The sequence below is a fragment of the Pseudarthrobacter sp. RHLT1-30-1 genome, assembly GCF_059383415.1.
In genome coordinates, this window is record NZ_JBWZCG010000020.1 from 46,413 (window position 1) to 70,329 (window position 23,917).

Annotated in this window: 23 protein-coding genes; 3 read left to right on the forward strand and 20 right to left on the reverse strand. The window is 68.4% G+C overall.

Features of this window, described 5'->3' with window-relative positions; genetic code table 11:
* Nucleotides 1-57: 57 nt before the first annotated feature.
* From AC50YM_RS14495 to AC50YM_RS14530, 8 genes are all read right to left on the reverse strand, one after another.
* Nucleotides 58-1,392, reverse strand: coding sequence for an MFS transporter (locus tag AC50YM_RS14495; protein ID WP_494957656.1), 1,335 nt, complete (start codon nt 1,390-1,392; stop codon nt 58-60).
* Nucleotides 1,393-1,454: 62 nt separating this feature from the next.
* Nucleotides 1,455-2,354: an SseB family protein gene (locus tag AC50YM_RS14500; protein WP_494957657.1), complete on the reverse strand. Its 900-nt coding sequence runs from the start codon at nt 2,352-2,354 to the stop codon at nt 1,455-1,457.
* Nucleotides 2,355-2,366: 12 nt separating this feature from the next.
* Complete coding sequence (priA, locus tag AC50YM_RS14505; protein WP_494894526.1) at nt 2,367-3,113, reverse strand: bifunctional 1-(5-phosphoribosyl)-5-((5-phosphoribosylamino)methylideneamino)imidazole-4-carboxamide isomerase/phosphoribosylanthranilate isomerase PriA; 747 nt, start codon at nt 3,111-3,113, stop codon at nt 2,367-2,369.
* 88 nt (nt 3,114-3,201) lie between these two features.
* Nucleotides 3,202-3,360 carry a hypothetical protein gene (locus tag AC50YM_RS14510; RefSeq protein WP_494894525.1) on the reverse strand — a complete coding sequence of 53 codons (159 nt, stop codon included), beginning with the start codon at nt 3,358-3,360 and terminating at the stop codon, nt 3,202-3,204.
* Nucleotides 3,361-4,086 (reverse strand): imidazole glycerol phosphate synthase subunit HisH, encoded by a 726-nt coding sequence (gene hisH, locus AC50YM_RS14515; RefSeq protein WP_494957658.1) that lies wholly within the window; start codon nt 4,084-4,086, stop codon nt 3,361-3,363. It lies immediately after the preceding gene.
* Nucleotides 4,083-4,709: an imidazoleglycerol-phosphate dehydratase HisB gene (hisB, locus tag AC50YM_RS14520; RefSeq protein ID WP_024366742.1), complete on the reverse strand. Its 627-nt coding sequence runs from the start codon at nt 4,707-4,709 to the stop codon at nt 4,083-4,085. Before hisB ends, hisH begins: the two co-directional genes overlap by 4 nt.
* Nucleotides 4,710-4,774: 65 nt before the next feature.
* Nucleotides 4,775-5,893: a histidinol-phosphate transaminase gene (locus AC50YM_RS14525; protein WP_494957659.1), complete on the reverse strand. Its 1,119-nt coding sequence runs from the start codon at nt 5,891-5,893 to the stop codon at nt 4,775-4,777.
* A gap of 56 nt (nt 5,894-5,949) precedes the next feature.
* Nucleotides 5,950-6,441 carry a LysM peptidoglycan-binding domain-containing protein gene (locus tag AC50YM_RS14530; protein ID WP_494957660.1) on the reverse strand — a complete coding sequence of 164 codons (492 nt, stop codon included), beginning with the start codon at nt 6,439-6,441 and terminating at the stop codon, nt 5,950-5,952.
* A gap of 346 nt (nt 6,442-6,787) precedes the next feature.
* On the opposite strand from AC50YM_RS14530, the gene lexA reads away from it, so the two are divergent.
* Nucleotides 6,788-7,537: a transcriptional repressor LexA gene (gene lexA, locus AC50YM_RS14535; protein WP_494957661.1), complete on the forward strand. Its 750-nt coding sequence runs from the start codon at nt 6,788-6,790 to the stop codon at nt 7,535-7,537.
* Between the two features lie 132 nt (nt 7,538-7,669).
* Here lexA and AC50YM_RS14540 read toward each other — a convergent pair whose 3' ends face one another.
* Nucleotides 7,670-9,928 carry an ATP-dependent DNA helicase gene (locus AC50YM_RS14540; protein WP_494957662.1) on the reverse strand — a complete coding sequence of 753 codons (2,259 nt, stop codon included), beginning with the start codon at nt 9,926-9,928 and terminating at the stop codon, nt 7,670-7,672.
* Nucleotides 9,921-11,489 (reverse strand): GTPase HflX, encoded by a 1,569-nt coding sequence (gene hflX / locus AC50YM_RS14545; protein ID WP_494957663.1) that lies wholly within the window; start codon nt 11,487-11,489, stop codon nt 9,921-9,923. The genes AC50YM_RS14540 and hflX overlap by 8 nt, the downstream gene beginning before the upstream one ends.
* A 515-nt stretch (nt 11,490-12,004) precedes the next feature.
* Here hflX and AC50YM_RS14550 point away from each other — a divergent pair.
* Complete coding sequence (locus AC50YM_RS14550) at nt 12,005-12,619, forward strand: class I SAM-dependent methyltransferase (RefSeq protein ID WP_494957664.1); 615 nt, start codon at nt 12,005-12,007, stop codon at nt 12,617-12,619.
* Here the strand turns inward: AC50YM_RS14550 and dapF are convergent.
* The 6 genes from dapF to AC50YM_RS14580 all read right to left on the reverse strand — a co-directional run bounded on the left by dapF (nt 12,600) and on the right by AC50YM_RS14580 (nt 18,510).
* Entirely contained in the window at nt 12,600-13,556 is a 957-nt protein-coding gene (gene dapF / locus AC50YM_RS14555; protein WP_494957665.1) for a diaminopimelate epimerase, read from the reverse strand. The two genes, AC50YM_RS14550 and dapF, sit on opposite strands and share 20 nt — an antisense overlap.
* Before the next feature lie 131 nt (nt 13,557-13,687).
* Nucleotides 13,688-14,602, reverse strand: a complete 915-nt coding sequence (miaA, locus tag AC50YM_RS14560; protein WP_494957692.1) for a tRNA (adenosine(37)-N6)-dimethylallyltransferase MiaA — start codon at nt 14,600-14,602, stop codon at nt 13,688-13,690.
* An 84-nt stretch (nt 14,603-14,686) separates the two neighbouring features.
* Nucleotides 14,687-16,276, reverse strand: a complete 1,590-nt coding sequence (gene miaB / locus AC50YM_RS14565; protein WP_494957666.1) for a tRNA (N6-isopentenyl adenosine(37)-C2)-methylthiotransferase MiaB — start codon at nt 16,274-16,276, stop codon at nt 14,687-14,689.
* Nucleotides 16,277-16,310: 34 nt separating this feature from the next.
* Complete coding sequence (locus tag AC50YM_RS14570; protein WP_494957667.1) at nt 16,311-16,964, reverse strand: regulatory protein RecX; 654 nt, start codon at nt 16,962-16,964, stop codon at nt 16,311-16,313.
* 52 nt (nt 16,965-17,016) lie between these two features.
* On the reverse strand, nt 17,017-18,069 hold the full coding sequence (recA, locus tag AC50YM_RS14575) for a recombinase RecA (protein WP_307458471.1): 1,053 nt from the start codon (nt 18,067-18,069) through the stop codon (nt 17,017-17,019).
* A gap of 222 nt (nt 18,070-18,291) precedes the next feature.
* Nucleotides 18,292-18,510, reverse strand: coding sequence for a DUF3046 domain-containing protein (locus tag AC50YM_RS14580; protein ID WP_494957668.1), 219 nt, complete (start codon nt 18,508-18,510; stop codon nt 18,292-18,294).
* A 44-nt stretch (nt 18,511-18,554) separates the two neighbouring features.
* On the opposite strand from AC50YM_RS14580, the gene AC50YM_RS14585 reads away from it, so the two are divergent.
* Nucleotides 18,555-19,064 (forward strand): MarR family winged helix-turn-helix transcriptional regulator, encoded by a 510-nt coding sequence (locus AC50YM_RS14585; RefSeq protein WP_494957669.1) that lies wholly within the window; start codon nt 18,555-18,557, stop codon nt 19,062-19,064.
* Nucleotides 19,065-19,156: 92 nt separating this feature from the next.
* On the opposite strand, the gene AC50YM_RS14590 is transcribed toward AC50YM_RS14585, so the two are convergent.
* The 4 genes from AC50YM_RS14590 to AC50YM_RS14605 form a co-directional block, all read right to left on the reverse strand.
* Complete coding sequence (locus AC50YM_RS14590) at nt 19,157-19,609, reverse strand: helix-turn-helix domain-containing protein (protein WP_494957670.1); 453 nt, start codon at nt 19,607-19,609, stop codon at nt 19,157-19,159.
* A 140-nt stretch (nt 19,610-19,749) separates the two neighbouring features.
* Nucleotides 19,750-20,262: a CinA family protein gene (locus AC50YM_RS14595; RefSeq protein WP_494957671.1), complete on the reverse strand. Its 513-nt coding sequence runs from the start codon at nt 20,260-20,262 to the stop codon at nt 19,750-19,752.
* On the reverse strand, nt 20,259-20,900 hold the full coding sequence (gene pgsA / locus AC50YM_RS14600; protein ID WP_494957672.1) for a CDP-diacylglycerol--glycerol-3-phosphate 3-phosphatidyltransferase: 642 nt from the start codon (nt 20,898-20,900) through the stop codon (nt 20,259-20,261). Before pgsA ends, AC50YM_RS14595 begins: the two co-directional genes overlap by 4 nt.
* 9 nt (nt 20,901-20,909) lie before the next feature.
* A complete protein-coding gene (locus AC50YM_RS14605; protein ID WP_494957673.1) occupies nt 20,910-23,879 on the reverse strand; it encodes an FtsK/SpoIIIE family DNA translocase in 2,970 nt (989 codons plus the stop codon).
* Nucleotides 23,880-23,917: the final 38 nt, after the last annotated feature.

Sequence of the window (23,917 nt, forward strand, 5' to 3'; positions counted from 1 at the left end):
ATTGGTCCGCCCGCCGCCGTCGTTAACGCCCGCAAACCGCTGGGGCTGCGGCGCCCGTCAGGCAGCAGCGAGGCGCCGCCGGCGGCGGTGCTGCAGCAGGAGTCCGACGAGGCACAGCAGCACCCCGCCCACTCCCACGGCCACAAATCCGGACGAGGCACCGATGCTGTCGATGAAGACCCCGGCGAGCGGCGCGCCGAAGGCGACGCCGCCGGTGAGCGCCGAGCCATACCAGCCAATCGCTTCACCGCGGCGTCTCTCGTCCACAAGTTCGGCGACCTTCTCGGAGGCCGCGGACAGCACCGGGGCACACAACAGGCCCGGCAGCAGCGAGAGCAGGCTGAGAGTCCACGTGTCCTGCGCGAAAGCCATCGGAATGGTCAGGGCCGACATGCCCAGGAGCAGCAGGATCGGCGAAATCGGCCGGTGCATGGCGCCGTAGATCAGTCCACCGACGACCGAGGCCCCGCACCAGAAAATGAACACCAGTCCGATCTCGGCCTGGTGGCCGCCGGTTTCGAGCGACGCGACGATCCCGACGTCGCTGCCACTGAGGATCATGCCGGCCCCGGCAGCGACAGCGAAGACGGCAGCCACGGCCGGGGTGAACCATCTGAAGTTGTGGATCACCCGGTGCCGCAGCCCGGCCGCCACACGGCGGCGTTCACCCGACGCAGCGAGCGGGGCGAACTCGGCAGCGGCTTCCTGCAGGTGCGCCGGCGCAGCGGCGACGACGGCGACCTCGGCGGCTTCCTGCTGGCTTGCCTCAAACTCTGCCTCGGACACTGCATCGGACTCAAGGCCAGACTCGGCGCTGCGGGTCGGCGGGTTGAACCACATCAGGAAGAGCCCTGACACCGAGGTGGCGATGCCGACGACGGTCAGCCCCAGGACCGAGTATCCGGCGGTCGCGACCAGGGCGCCGGCGGCGGGGCCCATCATAAAGACCAGCTCCGTGGAGATGGCGTCAAGGGCAAAGGCTGTCCGGCGCTGCTCCCGCGTGGCGAGGATGCCGAGGGATTGGCGCACCACACTGAAGATCGGCAGCGTCAGCAGTCCGCCGACGAACACCAGCGGCAGCAGCAGTTCGTAGGACACATGCGGCACAACCGACCAGATGACCGTCTCTGAGATGACCGACGGGATGAGGGCACGCCGCAGGCCCACCGTATCGACCCGTCGGCCGCGCCAGGGCGCACCGACGGCAATGCCAATGGTCATCACGGCGGCAGCGGCACCCGCGGCCGCGTAGCCCTGGCCGAGCGTCAGCACTATGTGCAGGGTCAGCAGGACCCCCGCCGCGGAGTGCGGTATGCGGGCAACCATGCCGATGAGCAGGAGCCGCCTGATTGGCCGAACGGCCAGCAGCTCCCGGTACAGCGCGAAGTTCACGGACTACATCCCTCTGGTACTTGCCGGCGGCAGCACCGGGATCTCCCCCCGCGGGCCGTCAGCTACTGTGCTGCGCGCTGCAATTTGACCTCGATCGAGTCAACCCGCTCAGCAAATACTTCATTCCGCGCCCAGGCATCGTTGAGGCCGGACACGATGGACTGGACGCCGGCGGCGTCGAGCCCGTCTTCAAGGTAGAGCAGTACCCGGAGTTCCGGGCCGGCGCCTCCGCCCGGCAGCGGCGTTCCATCGGCTGCCAGCGAGGCGACTCCACCGCCTGGATGAATTTCTACACGCCGGACCGCGGGAAAGCCAGCGGCGGCCCCGCCGAGGCTCCCGGCGAGCTCGGGATCAGCATATGACGGCGTCCAGTCCCGCTGCTGCGCCAGGGCCCACACCGCGGGGCGGCGCACAACAAAGGTCACCGGGGAGCCGGGGTCGAGCACGAGCAGTTCCGCGCCCTCAGCGACCGCGGAGAGGGCCGCTCGGGCAGCGTAGACAGCCACCGGGCGGGCCGCGGGGTGCCAGGCTTCGAGCGCGGCGGCCGAGGTGAACACGGGCATGGCTGTCCGGCCGTCCGGGGCCTTGAGCGTCACCAGGGCCATGTCGGCCTGTTTGTCGGCCTGCAGCCCGCCGGCGCCTTCGGCTTCCTCGGCGAGGGTGGCGAGGATTGGCACAAAAACCCGTGCCGTGGCCAGCGCTGCCACCACCGCGGCCTCGTCGCCGGTCCCGGACGCGAGGGCAGCCAGGGCGGCGAGGTAGCCGCCGTCGGCAGCGCCGTCGTCGTCCTCGAAGTTGTGGATCCTGGCGTCGTCGCCGGTGAGGCTGCGCCCGGCCCAGGGCTGGCCCGCCGAGTCGGCTGCTCCCCCGGCGCCGGCGAGGGCAGCGGCGATATGGCCGGGCAGCTGGCGCTGCGGGGCTGGGCTGTCGGCGGCGCTGTTGCCGGCCGGCTGGGGTTCCATGCTGTGGACCGGCTAGCGGCGGCCGGCGACGTCGAGGGCCTCGGGCAGGGTGAAGTTGCCGTTGTAGAGGGCCTTGCCGACGATGGCGCCCTCGACGCCGAGCGGCACGAGGGAGCGCAGGACCTTGAGGTCGTCGAGGCTGGAAATCCCGCCGGAGGCGACGACCGGCTTGCCGGTCTTCTCCACCATCTGGCGCAGCAGTTCCACGTTGGGTCCCTGGAGCGTGCCGTCCTTGGTGACGTCCGTGACGACATAGCGGGAGCAGCCGGCCTCTTCGAGGCGTGCGAGGACGTCCCAGAGGTCCCCGCCTTCCTTGGTCCAGCCGCGGCCGGCGAGGGTGGTGCCGCGGACGTCCAGCCCGACGGCGATTTTGTCGCCGAACCGCTCGATCACTCGTGCGGTCCATTCCGGGTTCTCCAGGGCTGCCGTGCCCAGGTTCACGCGGGCCACGCCCAGGTCGAGGGCCTTCTCGAGCGACTCGTCGTCACGCAGGCCGCCGGAGAGCTCCACCTTGATGTCGAGCCGGCCGACCACTTCGCGGAGCAGGTCAGCGTTGGAGCCCCGGCCGAAGGCGGCGTCGAGGTCGACGAGGTGGACCCATTCGGCCCCCTGTTGCTGCCAGTTGAGCGCCGCTTCGAGGGGAGTGCCGTAGCTGGTCTCGCTGCCGGCCTCACCCTGGACGAGACGGACGGCCTGGCCGTTGACGACGTCGACGGCGGGCAGCAGCTCCAGCACGGGCAGCGGGGTTTCGGTGGTCATCGTGGATCCTCAGCTCTTAGGGACGGCTCTTTTGGGGACGGCAGGGGGTTGCGGCGGTGGTGGCGCTGCAGTGCGGCGGTGCAATGCGTCAGGCGGCGGGCAGTGTCAGGAGGTAGGCCGCGAGCAGCGCCATGCCGGCGAGGACGTAGAACACAACCTGGATCCAGCGCGGGCTCTTCTGCTGGCGGAAGGACAGCCCGCCGCCGACCAGCAGGCCGGCCAGGCCCATCAGCACTATGGACCACATTCAGGCGGTCCCGGCTCGGCTGCGCAGGCCGTCGACCCAGTTTCGCAGCAGCCGTGCGCCGGCGTCGCCGGACTTCTCGGGGTGGAATTGCGTGGCGGACAACGGGCCGTTTTCCACGGCCGCGATGAACGGGGCGCCGTGCTCCGACCAGGTGACAAGCGGTGCGGTCATCCGCGGCTGGATCACGTCGAAGTCCCACTTCTGGACACCGTAGGAGTGGACGAAGTAGAAGCGCTCGTCCTCGACACCGGCGAAGAGCCTGGAACCTTCCGGAGCGGACACCGTGTTCCAGCCCATGTGCGGTACGACGTCAGCCGGGAGGAGTTCCACCTTGCCGGGCCACTCCCCCATCCCTTCGGATTCGGTGCCGTGTTCGACGCCGGCTTCGAACAGGACCTGCAGTCCCACGCAAATGGCCAGGACGGGACGGCCCCCGGCGACGCGGCGGCCGATCATGCGGACCGCGTCGACTGCTTTGAGTTCACGCATCACGGTTTCGAATGCACCGACCCCGGGGACCACCAGGCCGTCGGCGTTCAGCACGTCCTCCGGCTTGGAGCTGAGGATCACTTCGGCGCCGGCGCGTTCCAGGGCGCGGACGGCGGAGCGGATGTTGCCGGAGCCGTAGTCCAGGACCGTGACGGTGGGTTTGCCTTCGGGCGATGCCAGCTTCCGGCCAGCGTCGGGGTCGATGATCGCGCCGTCCTTCAGCACCTTGCCGGTCACAGCGCACCCTTGGTCGACGGAATGCCCTTGACGCGGGGGTCCGGTTCGACCGCGGCGCGCAGGGCGCGGGCGAACGCCTTGAACTGGGCCTCGACGATGTGGTGCGGATCCCGGCCGGCGGTCACGTTCATGTGCAGGCAGATTCCGGCGTGCAACGTGATCGCCTCGAAAACGTGGCGGGTCAGCGAACCGGTGAAGTGTCCGCCGATCAGGTGGTACTCCTGGCCGGCCGGCTCGCCGCCGTGCACGAGGTACGGGCGGCCGGAGACGTCGACGACGGCGTGCGCGAGGGCCTCGTCAAGCGGAACGGTGGCTTCGCCGAACCGCCGGATACCCGCCTTGTTCCCGAGCGCGGTGCGCAGAACCTCGCCGAAGGTGATGGCAACGTCCTCGACCGTGTGGTGGACGTCAATGTGCGTGTCGCCGGTGGCCTTGACCGTCATGTCGATCAGGGAGTGCTTGCTCAGTGCGGTCAGCATGTGGTCGTAGAAGGGCACCGAGGTGCTGATGTCCGAGACGCCGGTGCCGTCCAGGTTGATCTCAACCAGCACCGATGACTCGCTGGTGGTCCGTTCCATGCGTGCGGTCCGGCCCTCGGCAGCGGTTGATCCGGTGTTGCTCATGTGCGTGTCCTTTGGATGACGACGGTGCCCGCCGTGCAGGCAGGGTGGATGTCCTGGGGTTAAGTCTAGGCGGGCTGTACGGCGCGGCCGGCCAGGATCTGCTCGAGGGCTTCGAGGAAGGCTGTGGTTTCCGTCTCAGTCCCGGCGGTAACGCGCAAGTGCCCCGGAATGCCGACGTCCCGGATCAGCACGCCAGCGTCGAGCAGGCCCTGCCAGACCTCGTGCGGATTGTCCAGGCCGCCGAAGAAGACGTAGTTGGAGTCGGACGCCGCCGGTTTGAGGCCCATCCGCTGGAGTTCGGAGACAATCCTGTCGCGCTGGCGTTTGATGTCCTCGACGTCGGCCATCAGCGCGACCCGGTGGTGCAGGGCGGCCAGGGCGGTCGCCTGGGTGATGGCGGAGAGGTGGTACGGGAGCCGGACCAGGCGCAGGGCATCCGTCACTTCGGGCGCTGCCGCCATGTAGCCCACCCGGGCGCCGGCGAGGGCGAAGGCCTTGCTCATGGTGCGCGAGACGATCAGGCGTTCCCGGCCGGGCAGCAGGGACAGGGCGCTGGGCGTGCCGTCGTGGGCGAACTCGTGGTACGCCTCGTCGACGATCACGATGGTCCGGCTGGCTTCGCCTGCCTCGTAGACAGCCTCCACAACGTCCAGGCCAAGCCCGGTGCCGGTGGGGTTGTTCGGGGAGCAGAGGAAAACGATGTTCGGTCCGGCGTCGCGGACCTGGCGGGCGGCAGACGCCGCGCTCAGCCCGTAGTCCGCGGTGCGGGTCCCGGCGAGGTACCCGGTGTCCGTGCCGGCCGCGAGCAGCGGGTACATCGAGTAGGTGGGAGGGAAGCCCATGACGGTCCGGCCCGGTCCGCCGAACGCCTGGAGGATCTGCTGGAGAACCTCGTTGGAGCCGTTCGCGGCCCAGATATTCTCTGCGCCCAGTCCGTGCCCGAGGTATTCGGCCAGGGCTGTGCGGAGTTCCGTGAACTCGCGGTCCGGATAGCGGTTCAGGCCGACCGCGGCAATCGTGACGGCTTCGGTAATGGCGGCACGCACATCGGCCGGGACACCATGGGTGTTCTCATTCACGTTGAGCAAAATGGGGACGTCCAGCTGCGGGGCGCCATACGGCGTCAGGCCCCGCAGATTCGTCCGGAGGGGAAGTCGGTTCAGGCGCTCTAACTGGTCAGTCACTTTCCTAGTTTAAGTGAGATCGCTGCGGGCGCTGAAACTGTGACGGATTCCCGGAGCTAGCTGGACGGAATGAAAAGCGCCTGGCCCGGCACGACCCGGGCGGCGTCCAGGTTGTTCAGCTGGACGATGTCGGCGACCACATCGCGCGGATCCCGCTCCGGCGCGACGGCCTCGGCGATGGCCCACAGTGACTCGCCGGGCTGAACCGTCACGGACACGGTGGGCGTCAGTGACAGATCGGCGGCCGACTCCGCGGCCTTGGCCGGGGCGTTGAGGAAGCCACTGAGGGACAGGATGAGCGCGGCCAGTATGATCAGTGGCACTCCGATGAAGACGATGCGTCCCCGCCGGGTGAGGCGCAGCGGCGCCTGCTTGGCCCGCGCGCCGCGGCCGGCCAAGCCGGGCCGGCCGTCGGAGGCCTGACCGCCGGCGGAAGGGAGCTGGGCCAGGGAACGCCGCTGGCCCTCCGATGCACCGCCGTCGGGGCGGCCGTAGTTGCCGAACGCGTCGCGGCCGAAAGTGTCGTGAAATGCGCTTGATGCTGACATGAACTGAGCCCTCCTGGACCATACTGTGCCGCCCGGCGTACTCCACATACGCGCCGCCAACCGGCCTAACCTTCGAACAAAGAACCGAACGTTGTGCTGAGTCCGAACGGTGTCCAACTAGAACACATATTCGAATCGTGCCTGCTCTGTTTTAGCACTTATTAACGAACATTGTCGAGACTCGCTAGAACAAATGTTTGAAAAAGCTGTGTGGCTGGCCTACGTTTGAGTCAAAGAACAACCACTTCTGCAGTTGATCAGCAGGGTCTGACATTTCATCTCAGGCCGGAAGTTCCCGGCAGCCGCAGCCACGGCGGCCGGGCGGAACGGAAAGGCGTTGGCGAACATGGCAGCACAAGCCACAGGCGGCAGGGCCACCCAGCGGAGCCCGCAGGCAGCCCGGCCACCCAAGAGCCTCACCGTCCGGCAGAAGAAGATCCTGGAGACCATCCAGCGGTCCGTAACGGACAACGGATACCCGCCGTCCATGCGGGAGATCGGTGACACCGTCGGCCTCGCCAGCCTGTCCAGCGTCACCCACCAGCTCTCACAGCTGGAGAAGCTCGGTTACCTGCGCCGGGATCCCAAGCGTCCCCGGGCCATGGAAGTCCTGATGCCCCTGACGCTCGATGAGGGCACCTCCAAGGTTTCCGGGATCGAGAAGTCCAGTGGCCTGCGCACGGTCGGCGGCTTGTCGGTTTCCGAGCTGGCCAGTGCCACCGACACGGCCATGGTGCCGCTGGTCGGCCGGATCGCCGCCGGCGGTCCGATCCTGGCCGACCAGGTCGTCGAGGACATCATGCCGCTGCCGCGCCAGCTCGTGGGCCACGGCGAGCTCTTTATGCTCAAAGTCGCGGGTGACTCGATGATCGATGCGGCCATCTGCGACGGCGACTGGGTCGTTGTCCGCCGGCAGGGCGACGCCCTCAACGGTGACATTGTTGCAGCACTGCTGGACGACGAGGCAACCGTCAAGACGTTCCGCCAGCGCGACGGCCATACCTGGCTGCTGCCCCAGAACACGCAGTACGAGCCCATCCTCGGCGATCACGCCGTCATCATGGGCAAGGTCGTCTCGGTCCTGCGCTCCCTTTAGGCGGCACGGACCTGCTCGTCCGCGGCTGGAACGACTGGCGGGTCCGCGGCAGCACGGAACCGCGCGTCGGCGCCAGAAAAATGGGCCCCGCCGGCATCGGACGGGGCCCTTCGCGTTCCTTCCCGGCGGTGGCTAGGCGGCCGGCTGTCCTGCTTCCTTGGCAAGCCGCTCCAGGGCCGCGACGGCGACCGCCGGATCTGTCGTCGGCCAGAACGGCGGCAGGGCTGCGCGGAGGAATCCCCCGTAGCGCTCGGTGGAAAGCCGCGAGTCCAGCACGGCCACCACTCCCCGGTCCGTCGTCGTGCGGATCAGCCGGCCGGCGCCCTGCGCCAGGCGGATGGCTGCATGGGTCGCCGAAACGCTCATGAAGCCGTTGCCGCCGGCCTGGGCCACCGCGCGGGACCGGGCGGTCATGAGGGGATCATCTGGCCGCGGGAAGGGAATCCGGTCGATTACCACGAGGCGGCAGGAGTCCCCGGGCACGTCGACACCCTGCCACAGGGACATGGTGCCGAACAGGCAGGTGTCGGGTTCGTCGGCGAACTGCTTCACCAGCGCCGTCATGGTCGAATCGCCCTGGCAGAGGATGCTCATGTCCAGCCGGGGCCGCATGGCCTCGGCGGCCTCCTCGGCCGCGCGCCGCGAGGAGAACAGACACAGGGCTCCCCCGTCGGAGGCCCGGATCAGCTTCTCCAGCTCGTCGAGGGCTTCCGGGGACACACCGCGCCCGGGCTTGGGCAGGTGCCTGGCAACATACAGAATGCCCTGTTTCGGGTATTCGAAGGGCGAGCCGACGTCGACACCGGTCCAGCTGGGTGCACCCGGCCCGACCAGGCCAAGGCCGCCCGCGGCCGGTTCGAAAGCGGACCCGATCGCCAGGGTCGCCGAGGTCAGGATGACGGTGTGGTCCGCGAACAGTCCTTCGCGGAGCCGGCCTGCGACGCTGAGCGGGGCGATGTTGATCAGTGCCGGCGCGGACTCGTCGGGCTGGGCGTAGCCCTGCTGCGGGTCAAACGTGCTGTTGCGGGAAAACCAGACCACTTCGCGGTTCTCGCGGGCGGCGAGCAGCCGTTCGCAGAGTTCCAGGATCACCATGAGGCGGGAGCGCGCGAGCTGGCGGCCGCCGTCGGCGGTATTGGCACTGTCCCCCTTGGAATCCGAGAGCGCGGCGCGGCAGGCGTCCCGCAGCTGGTCCACACAGTCCAGTTGTTCGGTGTTGAGGCCGTTGGGCATGAGGCCGCTGGGTACCCCCTCAATGGCAAGTTCGAGGTGGGAGGCGGCGTTGTTCAGGGCGTCCACGGTGATGCCGGTGTTCTTCCGGGCCCCGGACGCGGCGGCGTGGACCATCGCGACGGAGAGCTGGCCGGACACGGCACCGGTCACCCGGTCCTGCAGTTCATGGGCTTCATCGACCACCACAACGTCGTAGTCCGGCAGCACGGCGAGGCCCTCGAAGGCGCTGACGGCCAGCATCGCGTGGTTGGTGACAACGACGTCGGCGTCCGCGGCGTTCGCCCGGGCCAGTTCGCTGAAGCATTCGGCCGCCAGCGGGCACTTCTGCGCGCCCAGGCACTCCATCGAGGTCACCGAGACCTGCCGCCAGGCACGGTCCGTGACCCCGGGAAGGAGCTCGTCCCGGTCCCCCGTCCGGGTGTCCTCGGCCCATTCACGCAACCGGACGACTTCCTTGCCGAGCTGCGACGACGGGCCGCCCATGGCCGCGGCGAAATGCGGCACGGAGGTGTCCTCGCCGAGCGAGAAGAGCTGGCCTTCGGACGGTTCTTCGGAGGGGAAACCGCCGTCGAGCTTGTGGCGGCACACGTAGTTGGAGCGGCCCTTGACGAGGGCGACCTTGACCGGCCGGTCAAGCGCCGGGGTGATGGTCTTCAGCAGCCGGGGCAGGTCACGGCCGACGATCTGGGTCTGCAGGGCCAGGGTGGCGGTGGAGACCAGGGTGGGCTTGTCACTGACGAGTGAATGGGCGATCAGCGGGATCAGGTAGGCAAGGGACTTGCCGGTTCCGGTGCCGGCCTGGACCAGCAGGTGGTCGCCGCTGTCGATCGCGTGCGCCACCTGCCGGGCCATCTCGTGCTGGCCGTCGCGGCTCTGGCCGCCCATGCCGGACACGGCGCGGTCGAGGAGTTCAATGACGAACTCCTCGCCGGCCGGGCCGCCTTTCTTTGCTGAACGCCTGACGGCGGGTTTTGTCCCCGCGTCCTTGGATCCTGCGTCATTGGATCCCGCGTTGTCGGTCCCGGCCCGACCGGTGCCGGCGGGTTCAGCGGCTGCAATGTCCACCGCTGCCGGGCCCTCCGCTGCCATGTCTACCGCTCCCGGATCCTCCCCTGCCGGGCCGCCGGTGTCCGCCCCGGTCCCCGCTGCGTCAGTCATTGCTGATGAACGAATCCAGTTCAGCGGCGAATCCTTCGCGCACCATCACGACGGCACGGGTGCCCGCTTCCTCGTGGTCGAGGCTGAGGATCTCGGCGTCGGTTTCGTGCAGCTTGCTGAGCAGGTCCCCGCGGTTGTACGGGATCATCAGTTCCAGCTTCACGCTGGGCCGCGGGATGCCCTCACTGATCGCCTTGAGCAGTTCCGGGATGCCTTCGCCGGTGCGGGCCGAGACCACCACATGGCGCGGTTCACGCTGCTTGAGCCGTTCGATCACGAAGGGGTCCGCGGCGTCGGCCTTGTTCAGGACGATGATTTCCGGCACCTTGCGTGCATCGACCTCGCTGAACACCTGGCGGACGGCGGCGATCTGGCCTTCGGGATCCGGGTGCGAGACGTCCACGACGTGCAGGATCAGGTCTGCGTCGGCAACCTCTTCCAGGGTGGAGCGGAACGCCTCCACGAGCTGGGTGGGCAGCGAACGGACAAATCCCACGGTGTCGGCGAGGGTGTAGCCCAGCCCGTCAGCGGTTTCGGCTTTCCGGACGGTCGGGTCCAGGGTGGCGAACAGGGCGTTCTCCACCAGGACACCGGCATCGGTCAGCCGGTTCAGCAGCGAGGACTTGCCGGCGTTGGTGTACCCCGCGATCGCGACGGACGGCACGGCATTACGACGGCGGTTGGCCCGTTTCGTTTCCCGGGCCGGCTTCATCGCGGCGATTTCGCGGCGCAGCTTTGCCATCCGGGTGCGGATCCTGCGGCGGTCAAGTTCAATCTTGGTTTCACCGGGACCACGCGAACCCATGCCGGCACCGGCACCGCCGACCTGGCCACCGGCCTGGCGGGACATCGAATCACCCCAGCCGCGCAGGCGCGGGAGCAGGTATTCGAGCTGGGCCAGCTCCACCTGCGCCTTGCCTTCACGGCTCTTGGCGTGCTGGGCAAAGATGTCCAGGATCAGGGCCGTACGGTCGATCACCTTGACCTTGACGATGTCCTCCAGGCTGCGGCGCTGGGAGGGGGCCAGTTCGGCGTCGACAACGACGGTGTCCGCACCGGTGGACATCACGATGTCCTTGAGCTCCTGGGCCTTGCCGGAGCCGAGGAACGTGCCCGGATCGGGTTTCTGGCGGCGCTGGACGATCCCGTCGAGGACCTCCGAGCCGGCGGTCTCGGCGAGGGCGGCGAGTTCGCGGAGCGAGTTCTCGGCGTCGGCGAGGGTGCCTTCGGTCCAGAGGCCGGCCAGCACAACACGCTCGAGGCGCAGCTGCCGGTATTCGACTTCGGTGACGTCTTCGAGCTCGGTGGACAGCCCGGCGGTACGACGCAGGGCGTGGCGTTCCTCGAGGTCCTGCTGGTCGCCGTCGTAGCTGCTGTGTTCCTCGTCCTGCCGGGAGATCGCCTGCGCCTTGCCGAGCACGGACGTGGGCTCACCGGCAGCGGGGACGGCTTTCCGGGCCGGGGTGTCCTTGGAGAGGATCCGGTCGATGACAGCCTGGATTTCCGCAGGACTCATGTCCTGGGCTGCTGAATCGGGTCCGGGGTTGGGCTGACTGGTCATGGTCTCCTTTAGAGGTTTGGCAGTTTCAGAATAGTGCGGATCGGTGCTGGGTGGGGCGGTATTCGCGCTGGGCTGACGACTATTGGTCAAAACGGGGCCTCCAGGAATGCCTGCGGCAACGGTGCCGGGGGCGGGCGGGCTCCACAAGGAGCGGTGGGATGAGGGAGGGACTGGCAAGGTATAGCCAGGAAGAGGAAGAAGCTGTCCGCTCGGCCAGGCTCCAGTGAGCGCTGCCAGACTCCAAGGTGATCGGGCGCCGCCCATCGGTATCCCGTGCCGGGATCATTCGTGGGGGTGGCGCACTGAGCGGAAGGTAACTACCTGCGTCGCTGCGGGGACGGGAGTTAACCCGTGCCGGCTACTTGAAGTTCGAGAACATGCTTTTAAGCCTAACAGACCGCGCGGTTGCCTCCGGCCCGGGGCCATGGCCGCGCGCCGCGGCAGGTGGAGCCGGGACGCGGGGCAGGCCTCCCCGGTTTCCCATACCTGCCGACGGACAACTAATCTGGCCAGTTATGGAGTCCGCACACTATTTCAGCCCCCAGCCGGCCGGGCCGTTCACCCGCAAGCCCCTGACTGTGGAGCTTGCCGGTGAGACCCGGCGCCTGCAAACGTCGTCGGGCATCTTCAGCCCCGACGGGATCGACAAGGGCACAGCTGTCCTGCTTGCGGAGGCTCCCGCCCCGGCACCGCAGGGGACGCTGCTGGATATCGGCTGCGGCTGGGGTCCGATCGCGCTGACCATGGCCCTGCGGGCACCGCACTCGCAGGTCTACGCCGTGGACGTCAACGAACGCTGCGTGACCCTCACCAACGAAAACGCGGCGCTGCTGGGACTGGGCAATGTCACGGCCAGCACGCCCGACGCCGTCGACCCCGGGCTTCGCTTCGACACCATCTGGTCCAACCCGCCCATCCGGGTCGGCAAGGACGAACTCCACGCCCTGCTGCTGCTGTGGCTGCCCCGGCTGGCTCCGGGCGGCTCGGCCTGGCTCGTGGTGCAGAAGAACCTGGGGTCTGATTCCCTGCAGCGCTGGCTGGCGGACGAGCTCGACAGCAGCTTCACGGTAACCCGGGAGAGCACCTCAAAGTCGTTCCGCATCCTGCGGGTCAGGAAAGCGTCCCGCTAGCCACAATCACCGCGGGGCCGCTGAGCTCGACGTGCTCGTGGCCCTCCGCGCCGACGAAGAACTTCACGCCGACGACGCCGCCCGGGACGTGGACATTCCAGACGTCCGGCGCCCCCTGGCCGGCCCAGTGGCGGATCGCGACGGCTGCGGCACAGGCACCGGTGCCGCAGGACTGGGTTTCCCCGACACCCCGCTCATGGACGCGCATCGTGATGGTACCGACGCCGTCATGGACCAACGGCTCGGAGGGCACCACAAATTCGACGTTGGTGCCGTGCGGCGGCGCCGGATCCACGTGGGGTGCGGTATGAAGCTGGGTCGCATCCAGTTCAGCCAGTTCGGCCAGCGCCACCACCGTATGCGGATTGCCCATGCTCACGGACAGGGCAGGCCTGGCGACCTCCAGCCCCGCCGCGCTGACCAGGGAATCCATGGCCCGCGCGGTGGCCTCGCCCGGAAAGATGAACTCCCAGGGGCCCATATCGACGGCGTAGCCGGCGGCGGTGCGGACGATCGTTTTCGCGCCGGCCCGGGTGCCGATGGTCAGGGACTCGCCGGCAGGGAGCTCGACCAGGCCTTCGGTGATCAGGAAGTGCACAAAGACGCGGACGCCGTTGCCGCACATCTCGGACAGCGAGCCGTCGCCGTTGCGGTAGTCCATGAACCACTCGGCGTCCGGATTCCGTGTCAGCAGTTCCTGGCCCTCGGCGAGCAGCCGCGACGGGACGGCGCGGATCAGTCCGTCGCCGCCGATTCCGCGGTGCCGGTCACAGAGTGCTGCGACCTGCTCAGGGGTCACTGCGAGAGTGCCGTTGGGGTCGGCGAGGAGCACAAAGTCGTTGCCGGTGCCGTGGCCTTTGGAAAAGTTGAGTCCGCTCAGGGCTGCCGTGTTACCGGCGGGGTTGCGGTCAGCGGCCACGGCAAGGGTTTCATCCATGTTTCAAGGTTACCGTTCCAGTGCCCCGGGCCAATTCCGTGTCCGCGGCGCGGGCCAGCGCACCGGGCCACCGGCCCGCGGGCCAGCGCACCGGGCCACCGGCCCGCGGGCCGCGGGCCGGCGCACCGGGCCTATTCCGCGGCCGGGCCTGGAAGGCCGGGTCCGCAAAGCGCGGCGGCCTTGGCAACGAGGTCCGGGTCCTGCCAGTCGAGCCAGTTGATTCGGGGGTCGGCCCGGAACCAGGTGAGCTGGCGGCGGGCGAACTGCCGGGTCGCGACGATGGTTTCCTCCGTCGCCTGCGCCACGTCCGATTCGCCGTCGAGGACCCGGAGGAACTGGGCGTAGCCGAGGGCGCGCGGCGCGGTCCGCCCCAGTCGGAGTCCGGCGGCGTCGAGCTCCCGTACCTCGTCGAGCAGGCCGCGCTCGACCATGGTGTGGACCCGGCGGGCCAGCCGTTCCCGGAGCTGTTCGCGGTCCACTTCCAGCCCGATCTGCACGGCGGGCCGGACGTACTCTCGGGTGGGCATAAACGAGCTGAAGGGCCGTCCGGTGAGTTCGAACACTTCGAGGGCGCGGACAATCCTGCGTGCGTCCCCGAGACGGCCCGCTGAGACCGGGTCCACGCGTTCCAGCCGTGCCCGCAGTGGCGCCGGACCGGCGGTTTCCAGTTCCGCCTCAAGCCGGCGCCGGATGGCAGGATCCGTGCCCGGGAATTCCAGCACGTCCAGGGCGGCACGGACATAGAGCCCGGAGCCGCCGGCCAGGACGGCGCGTTTGCCGCGGCCGTGGATGTCGGCAATAAGCGCACGGGCCTGCTGCTGGAAGTCCGAGACGCTCGCTTCCTCGGTCACGTCCAGGATGTCCAGGAGGTGGTGTGGCACTCCCCTGCGTTCGTCCTCGGTGATTTTGGCGGTGCCGATGTCCATGCCGCGGTAAAACTGCATGGAATCGGCGTTGATGACTTCGCCGTCGAGCTCCAGTGCCAGTGAAACAGCGAGATCGGACTTTCCGGACCCGGTCGGCCCGACGACGGCGATCACGGGCAGGGCGGGACTGGCATCCTCCGGCGGTGTGCCGGCCGGGCCGTCACCCGCGGTGGCACCCGCCGCGGCCTGCGGACCTGCCACGGGCTAGCGTCCGCGGACGGGAAGGGAGGGCATGCCCAGGGACACACCGGTTCCGCCGGACGCAGACCCCGGCGCGGGGGCCCCGCAGGAGTCGGCCTGGGACCTGTCCCAGGCGTCGCCGGCGCGGGAGCGGCGGAGGATGTAGTCGTCCGCCGTTGCCGGGTCGGCGACGAGGTGGAACGCCGCAGCCCCGGTGATGGTCACGGTGACGAGGTCGCCGGGGCGGGGCGTTCCGGCGCCGGCGGGCACGGAGAAGTGCACCAGGCGCTGGTCCCGGGCCCGCCCGGACAGCCGGTGGGTTTCCTCGGACTTGCGCCCGGACTGGGCCGTGACCATCAGTTCCACGCGCCGGCCGAGCTGGCGGGCGTTCTCCTCGGCGGCGATCCGGTCCTGCAGGGCGGTGAGGCGTTCGAAGCGCTCCTGGACTACTGCCTTGGGGAGCTGGTCCGGGAGCTCGGCGGCGGGCGTGCCGGGCCGCTTGGAGTACTGGAAGGTGAAGGCGGTGGCGAAGCGGGATTTTTCCACGATGTCGAGCGTGGCCTGGAAGTCCTCCTCGGTCTCACCGGGGAACCCCACGATGATGTCCGTGGAGATCGCGGCGTGCGGGATTTTTTCGCGGACCTTGTCCAGGATGCCCAGGAATTTGGTCGAGCGGTAGGACCGTTTCATGTCCCGCAGGACCTTGTCGGAGCCGGACTGCAGGGGCATGTGCAGCTGCGGCATCACGTTGGGGGTCTCTGCCATGGCGTCGATGACGTCATCGGTGAACGCTGCGGGGTGCGGGCTGGTGAAGCGGACACGTTCCAGCCCGGGGATGTCACCGCAGGCGCGCAGCAGCTTGGAGAAGGCCTGGCGGTCGCCGAACTCCACGCCGTAGGAGTTTACGTTCTGGCCCAGCAGGGTTACTTCGATTGCGCCGTCGTCGACGAGGGCCTGGATCTCGGCCAGGATGTCGCCGGGACGGCGGTCCTTTTCCTTGCCACGCAGGGCCGGGACGATGCAGAAGGTGCAAGTGTTGTTGCAGCCGACGGAGATCGACACCCAGCCGGCGTAGACCGAGTCCCGCTTGGTGGGCAGGGTGGAGGGGAAGACATCGAGCGACTCGAGGATTTCAAGCTGTGCCTCGTTGTTGTGGCGGGCCCGTTCCAGCAGGGCAGGCAGGGCTCCGACGTTGTGTGTGCCGAAGACGGCGTCCACCCAGGGGGCCTTCTTCAGGATGGTGTCGCGGTCCTTCTGCGCCAGGCAGCCGCCGACAGCGATCTGCATTCCCGGGTTGGCGGCCTTGACCGGCGCCAGCATGCCGAGATTCCCGTAGAGCTTGTTGTCGGCGTTTTCCCGTACCGCGCAGGTGTTGAAGACCACGACGTCGGCCTGTTCCCCGGCGGCGGGGACGTAACCCGCGGCTTCGAGCATCCCGGACATCCGCTCGGAGTCGTGCACATTCATCTGGCAGCCGAAGGTCCGCACCTGGTAGGTGCGGGGCTGCGCCGCGGCCGTCTGCGACCCGCCAGACGTCGGCGAGACGCCGGAGATCGGCGGGACGCCAGTGGAAGGGGTGGTGCCGGCTGCTGGGGAGGGAATGGTCAAACTCACCTGCTAAGGGTACCGGCTCGGGTGGATCGCGGGGTTACCCGAGATCCGGTCCGTCCCCGGGGTCGGCACCGGCCGCCGCGGCGTCGAGGACTTCGCCCACGATCCGGAAGGCCTGCGAGGGCTGGTATCCCTTGCGGGCGAGCATGGAGGCCAGCCGGCGGGTGGTCTTGTCCCGCTCGGCGCGGTCCCCGAAACCGGTGGCGCCCCTGAGTTTGCGCTGGACGAGTTCGCGGGCCGCGGATTCCTCGTCCTCGTCGCTGAGCTGTTCCAGGGCGCCGGCAGCGGTTTCGGCGTCGATGCCCTTCTCCGCGAGTTCCCGCCGGAGCGCGCCCTTGGCGAGTTTGCGGCTCTGGGCGCGGGACCGCACCCACATGTCGGCGAAGTCCGCGTCGTCAACGAGCTTCACTTCCTCGAAGCGGTCCAGCACGGCTTCCGCGACGTCGTCCGGGACGTTGCGCTCGGCCAGTTTGCGGGCGAGCTGCAGCCGGCTTTTGGGCGAGTTCGTCAGCTGCCGCAGGACAATGGCACGCGCGACCGCCGCCGGGTCGGCGTTCGGGTCAAGTTCGGCGGCAGCCCCCGCCCGGCGGGACCGGCCCGCGGGCCGGTCTCCGGATGGTTCCCCGGGCCGGGCCCCGGGCCGATCCGGGGACCAAGTTCCCGACCGGTCCCCCTCGTCAATGTCGTCCATGCCAGGGGCAGGATTCCCGGCCGGGAATCCTGCCCCGTGGCGCCGTCGGGCGTTAGAACCCGTCAACGGCCTTCAGCTTCGGTTCCGCCTCGGTCTCGGCCGGGGCCTTCACACCGACGCCGAGCTTTTCCTTGATGAGGCGCTCCAGCTCGGCTGCCAGTTCCGGGTTGTCGCGCAGGAAGCGGCGGGAGTTTTCCATGCCCTGGCCCAGCTGGTCACCGTCGTACGTGAACCAGGAGCCGGACTTCTTGATGATGCCGTGCTCGACACCCATGTCGATGATGCCGCCCTCGCGGGAGATGCCCTGGCCGTAAATGATGTCGAACTCGGCGATCTTGAAGGGCGGCGCCATCTTGTTCTTGACGATTTTGGCCTTGGTGCGGTTGCCGACGGAGTCCGCGCCCTCCTTGAGGGTCTGGATCCTGCGGACGTCGATGCGGATCGAGGCGTAGAACTTCAGGGCCTTGCCACCGGTGGTGGTTTCCGGGGAGCCGAAGAAGACACCGATCTTCTCGCGCAGCTGGTTGATGAAAATTGCCGTGGTCTTCGTCTGGCTCAGGCGCCCGGTGATCTTACGGAGGGCCTGGCTCATCAGGCGCGCCTGCAGGCCAACGTGGCTGTCACCCATGTCGCCTTCGATTTCCGCGCGGGGAACCAGGGCGGCAACGGAGTCGATGACAATGACGTCGAGGGAGCCCGAGCCAATCAGCATGTCCATGATCTCCAGGGCCTGCTCGCCGGTGTCGGGCTGGGAGACCAGGAGGGCATCCGTGTCGACGCCGAGCCTGGCGGCGTATTCCGGATCAAGGGCGTGCTCGGCGTCGATGAACGCAGCGATGCCGCCCAGGCGCTGGGCACTCGCGACCGCGTGCAGGGCCACCGTGGTTTTACCGGAGGATTCCGGACCGTAGATTTCCACAACCCGGCCACGGGGCAGGCCGCCAATTCCCAAAGCAATGTCCAAGGCGATGGAACCGGTCGGAATAACCTCGATAGGCGCACGGACTTCGTCGCCAAGGCGCATGACGGAGCCTTTGCCGAACTGCTTGTCAATCTGGGCAAGCGCTGCGTCGAGCGCTTTCTGGCGATCCGGGGCTGCGGCCATGGTTCACACCTCTGTTACTTTCGCTGTGGAAGGGCCGTTCCGGCCCTGTGTTTAGTGTTCTTGATCAGGTTGGTGATCAGTTCATTACTGAAGCTACTGGCACCCACCGACAGAGTTGCCTGCCGGCCCCGCGTATGTGGAAAACACTCTGAAAAAAAGCATAGTCCTACCCGAACAGATATTCGAACAATCGCTGCGGCGTGTCAGCGGCAGCCGCCGGCGTCAGCGCGGTTTGACGTCGCGGCCCAGCCGCCGTTCCGGCGGCACGTCCTGGACCTCGCACATGGCCAGCCACACCTGCCGGGGCGTTACACCGGCGCCCAAGGCCTCGTCGGCGGTCCGGCCGCCGACTCCGGCCAGGACCAGCGTGCTGCTGAGGACCCGGGAGTACCCGGCCCCGAATTCGTCGTCCATAAGGCGCCAAAAGTCACTGATTCTCACCCATCGAGTCTCTCACGGCGCAGGAGGACTCTAGAATGGTTGCCATGAGCAACTCCGCCGTTGGCCCTGGCATCCCCGGCGGCACTGACGATTCCTCCGACGCCGCGCTGGCCGCCGTCGAACACCAGTTAAGCCTGCTCTGGCGCCGCGCGCGCTCCATCTCCCACCGCCTCTCCCGCCAGGTCCACCCGGACATGGAACCGGCCGCCTACGGCCTGCTTTCGGTGATCCGCAAGGAGGGCTCGATGCGGCTGACCGAGCTGGCCTCCAGCGTCGGGGTCGGGAAACCCTCGGTGAGCCGGCAGATCGCCTTCCTGGAACGTCTTGGCCTGGTGGCCAAGGAAGCCGATCCGCTCGATGGACGCGCGCAGATGATCCGGCTGACCCCCGCGGGCGAGGCGAAAATGCACGAGGTGCAGGACGCCCGGCGCCAGGTGTTCCGCGAGCGGCTGGGCGAGTGGCCGCCGGAGGACCTGCAGACCCTGTCCCGCTACATCGCCAAACTCAACGCCACCTACGAGCGCGACGGCTTTCCCCGGGACGACCCGGAGTAGTGCGGACGATTCCCCGGCACTGCAGTGCGTCCGGGCACGCAAAAGACCCCGGCACACCGCCGGGGCCTTTTGTCGAGTAGTGGGTGTCGGGGCTAGCGCGCCCCGGAAAGAAGGCCCTTGGCCAACTCGTCGTTAAGGTCGGAGTTGAGCTCACGGTCCAGGTCACGGCCGTAGCGCTGCGCAAACTCCTGCGGGACGGTGTCCGGAACAGCAACACCCTCGGCGACGGCGACGCGGTCGCTGACCTCGCGGAGCATGATGGAGAGCGGAACATCCAGGGCCGAGCAGATCGAGGACAGCAGCTCCGAGGAGGCTTCCTTCTGGCCGCGTTCCACTTCACTCAGGTAGCCCAGCGAAACGCGGGCACTGTGCGAGACTTCGCGGAGGGTACGGCCTTGGCGTTGGCGGACATCGCGCAGTACATCACCGATTTCGTGACGAAGTACAACCATCTTGCGCTCCTTATGTTCGCTCTTGGCCTGATCGGCGAGGCCCACATCCTTCCAGCGGACAACGCCGTTAACGGATACGGGCTGCTTTACCATCTGTATCGCCTTGCTCCCTCTTTAGGTCGAGCCCGCCGGTGACGGCGGACACTGATGATGCTTTCATCCTAGGCGCCTCCCTTATTCGGAAGCGACACAATGTAACAACTATTCGGAATCAAGTTTTGTTCCCGGCAACTTTACGCCCGGTAGCTTGCGGGCGCCAGAGCTTCCAGCAGGCGCTCCAGCGCCGCGGCGCAGGCCTGGCCCCGGATTTCCGGCCGGTTGCCCTCGAAGCTGTACGCGTACGACGCCGACCCCTCCGCGGTGGCGACGCCGATGTAGACGGATCCCACGTCCTTGCCGGCGTGCGGCTCGGGCCCGGCGACACCGGTGGTGGAGACGCCGATGTCAGCGCGGCAGAGCCTGCGGGTGCCCTCTGCCATGGCCTCGGCGACGCGCCCGTCGACGGCTCCGGCGCTGTCCAGCAGGTCCCGCGGCACGCCCAGCACCTCAGCCTTGACGGCGTTCTGGTAGGAGACAACGCCGCCCTGCAGCATCCCGGACGCGCCGGGGGTGTCGGCCAGCACGGCGGCGACCATGCCGGCGGTGAGGGATTCAGCGGTGGCGACGGTCAGGCCCCGGCCGATCGCCCCCGTGACGGCCTGTTCGGCCAGGTGATGCAGGTTGATCGGGTGGTGGGGATTGGTCATGGCTTGCCCTCCTGGTTCTGCTGTTGCCGTGCCCGAATGCCGCTGGCGCGCAGCTTGAGGGCCTCGATGACGTATTCGCCGCCGGTCCAGACCGTGATTGCCAGGGCCACCATCATCACCGCGAAGGCGACGACGCCGAGCCACGGCGCGATCGCGGCCAGCGGCAGGATGTACAGGAAGATGGCCACGGTCTGGATGACGGTCTTGAGTTTCCCGCCGCGCGAGGCCGGGATCACGCCGTAGCGGATGACGAAGAAGCGCAGGGCGGTGACGCCCCATTCGCGGAGCAGGATCAGGACGGTGACCCACCAGGGCAGCTCGTGCAGCAGTGAGAGCATCACGAGGGCGGAGCCGATCAGCAGCTTGTCCGCGATCGGGTCGGCGATCTTGCCGAAGTCGGTGATCAGGCCGCGGCTGCGGGCGATGTCGCCGTCGAGCTTGTCGGTGTAGATGGCGACGGCGAAGGTCACCGCGGCGATCCAGCGCCAGACCCCGTTTTCGGCGGTCAGGCCGGGTGCGTCGAGCAGGAGGAACCAGACGAAGAACGGCACCATCACAATCCGCACCATCGTCAGGATGTTCGGCAGGTTCCAGATCCGGGGAGCGGATCCGGCCTTGTTTGCTTCGGCGCTAGTCACCTTCCTAGGCTACCGTCCGGTGAGCGACCAGGCGTCCTCGGAGCCCTCGTCGTCCTCGCCCGGGCCACCGCCGGCGCCGCCGTCGGCGCCATCAGCGCCGTCGTAATACTGGGTGTTCTGACCCCGCCGGTCCAGATCGGAGGCGACGAGATCCTCCGCGTAACCGCCCTGGGCGATGTTGGCGTTGGCGTTATCGCTCAGCGCCGCGGTCTGGGAATCAGCGATCGCGGGCACCTCCATGCCCTTCATGGCGGCGAGGACGGTTGCCAGGTCATCCGGTTTAACCAGCACGTCGCGGGCCTTGGAGCCTTCGGAGGGGCCCACCACGCCGCGGGATTCAAGCAGGTCCATCAGCCGTCCGGCCTTCGCGAAGCCGACGCGCAGCTTGCGCTGCAGCATCGAGGTGGAACCGAACTGGGTCGTGACCACGAGCTCGGTGGCCTGCAGCAGCACCTCGAGGTCGTCGCCGATGTCGTCGTCGATCTGCTTCTTCGGCGCCTCGGGGGCGACATCGTCGCGGTACACAGCCTTGAGCTGGCCCTTGACGTGCTCGACCACCCGGTGGATTTCGGATTCGGTGACCCAGGCACCCTGGACGCGCATGGCCTTGGAGGCACCCATCGGCAGGAACAGCGCATCGCCCTGGCCGATCAGCTTCTCGGCACCGGGCTGGTCCAGGACCACGCGGGAGTCGGTGACCGAGGAGGTGGCGAACGCCATCCTCGAGGGCACGTTGGCCTTGATCAGGCCGGTGACGACGTCGACGGAGGGCCGCTGGGTGGCGAGCACGAGGTGGATGCCGGCCGCACGGGCCAGCTGGGTGATCCGCACGATCGAGTCTTCGACGTCACGCGGGGCGACCATCATCAGGTCGGCGAGTTCATCGACGATCACCAGCAGGTACGGGTAGGGCCGGATGACCCGCTTGGAACCCTCGGGCGGGATGACCTTGCCCGCGCGGACGGCCTTGTTGAAGTCGTCGATGTGCTTGAAGCCGTAGTTGGCGAGGTCGTCGTAGCGGGCGTCCATTTCGCGGACCACCCACTGCAGGGCCTCGGCAGCCTTCTTGGGGTTGGTGATGATCGGCGTGATGAGGTGCGGGACGCCTTCGTAGGCGGTAAGTTCCACCCGCTTGGGGTCAACCATGACCATCCGGACCTCGTCGGGGGTGGCGCGCATCAGGATGGACGTGATCATGGCGTTCACGAAGGCCGACTTGCCGGCACCGGTGGCGCCCGCCACGAGAAGGTGCGGCATTTTGGCGAGGTTCGCGACGACGTAGCCGCCTTCGACGTCCTTGCCGACGCCGATCACCATGGGGTGCTCCGTCCGCCGGGCGTTCTGGCTGCGGAGCACATCGCCGAGGGACACGGTCTCGCGGTCCGTGTTGGGGATCTCGATGCCGATCGCGGACCGGCCGGGGATGGGGCTGAGGATGCGCACGTCCGAGCTGGCGACGGCGTAGGAGATGTTCTTGGACAGCGCGGTGACGCGTTCGACCTTGGTGCCCGGGGAGAGTTCGATCTCGTAGCGGGTCACGGTGGGGCCGCGGCTGAAGCCGGTGACCTGTGCCTCGACGTTGAACTGGTTCAGGGTCTCGGTCAGCGAGGCGACAATCGCGTCGTTGGCTTCGGTGCGTTCCTTGGGGATGGATCCCGGGGTCAGGACGTCCGACGGCGGCAGCGTGTACGTCACGTCGCCGGCCAGGGACAGCTGTTCGGTGCGCTGCGGGATCGGGGTGGGCAGGGGTGCCGCGGCGACGGGATTGGCGGGGACCTTCGCGGCGGCGGCCACGGCTGCGGCTCCGGGTGCCGGCGGGGCCGCGTTCAGCGAACCGGCGGCGATCATGCCCGGGGTGACGAGCGGGATCGCCTCCGTGGCGTTCTCCCCCGCCGGCGCGCCGGCACTGCCCGCAGTGCTGCCCAGGCCCTGGGCTGCCTTGATCTTTTCGACGGCCAGCTCGGCCTGGGTGGGACGCCGGACCCCGGGCGCGACGGATTTGGAGCCGGTTTTGGCGCCACCGGCGGCGCGGGCGGCTTCTGCTTCCTCGTCGGCGATCAGGGCCCGCTCGAAGGCCTCGTCGCCGACGTAGCCGTCGAGTCCGGCGTCCTCGTCGGAGTCCTTGCCGAAGAGGCGGCGGCGCTTTTTCTTTGCCGGGGCCGGGGTGCTGCGTTCGTCGAGGTAGCTGCGGTCGTGGCTGTCGCCGTCGTCGTCCTGCAGGTCGATGCCCATCAGGTGCTCGTAGGCGCCGCGCAGCCGGCCGGGGATGGCGCCGAACGGGGTGGCGGTGACGATCAGCAGCGAGGTGAAGGCGAGCAGGCTGTACAGCACGACCGGGACAGCGCTGTGCAGGGCGGCCAGCGGGGCTGCGGCGAGGTAGCCGAGCATGCCGCCGGCGTGGCGCAGGCCGTCAAATCCGTCGGCGACGGTCGGTTCCCCGCCAATGATGTGGGCCAGGCCGGAGCCGGCGAAGGTCATGATCAGGAAGCCGATCCCGATCCGGTTGTTGCCGCGGCCGTCGTCGGGCTGGCGGAACAGCCGGAAGGCGCAGACAAACAGCATCAGCGGCAGCAGCAGCGCCATCCAGCCGAAGGTGCCGTTGACGATTCCGTAGACGGTGTCCGGGAACCAGCCCTGGAAGCCCCACCAGGCGAAGGTGGCGACAAAGACTGCGAGGGCGAGGTTGAACAGGGCTGCGCCGTCGCGGCGGTCCTCGGGGGCGAGGTCGCTGACGTCGGAGCCGATCCGGCGGATTCCCGCCCCGACGACGTGGGCGACGCCCAGCCAGGCCCCGGCGACAACCCGGACCAGCCAGGGCTGTTTGGGTTCGACGGCGGCCAGTTGGCGGGTGCGCGCGGTGCCCGTCGTTCCGGAAGGCTTGCTGGTTTTGGACGCAGCCGGGCCGGAACCGCGGGTCGAAGGGCTGCCTGATTTACCGCTGGGGTTTCCTCTAGGCGCGGAGGAAGTACGTGTCGCCATACCGGCAACGGTACCCGACGCCGGGCCGAAAACCGCGG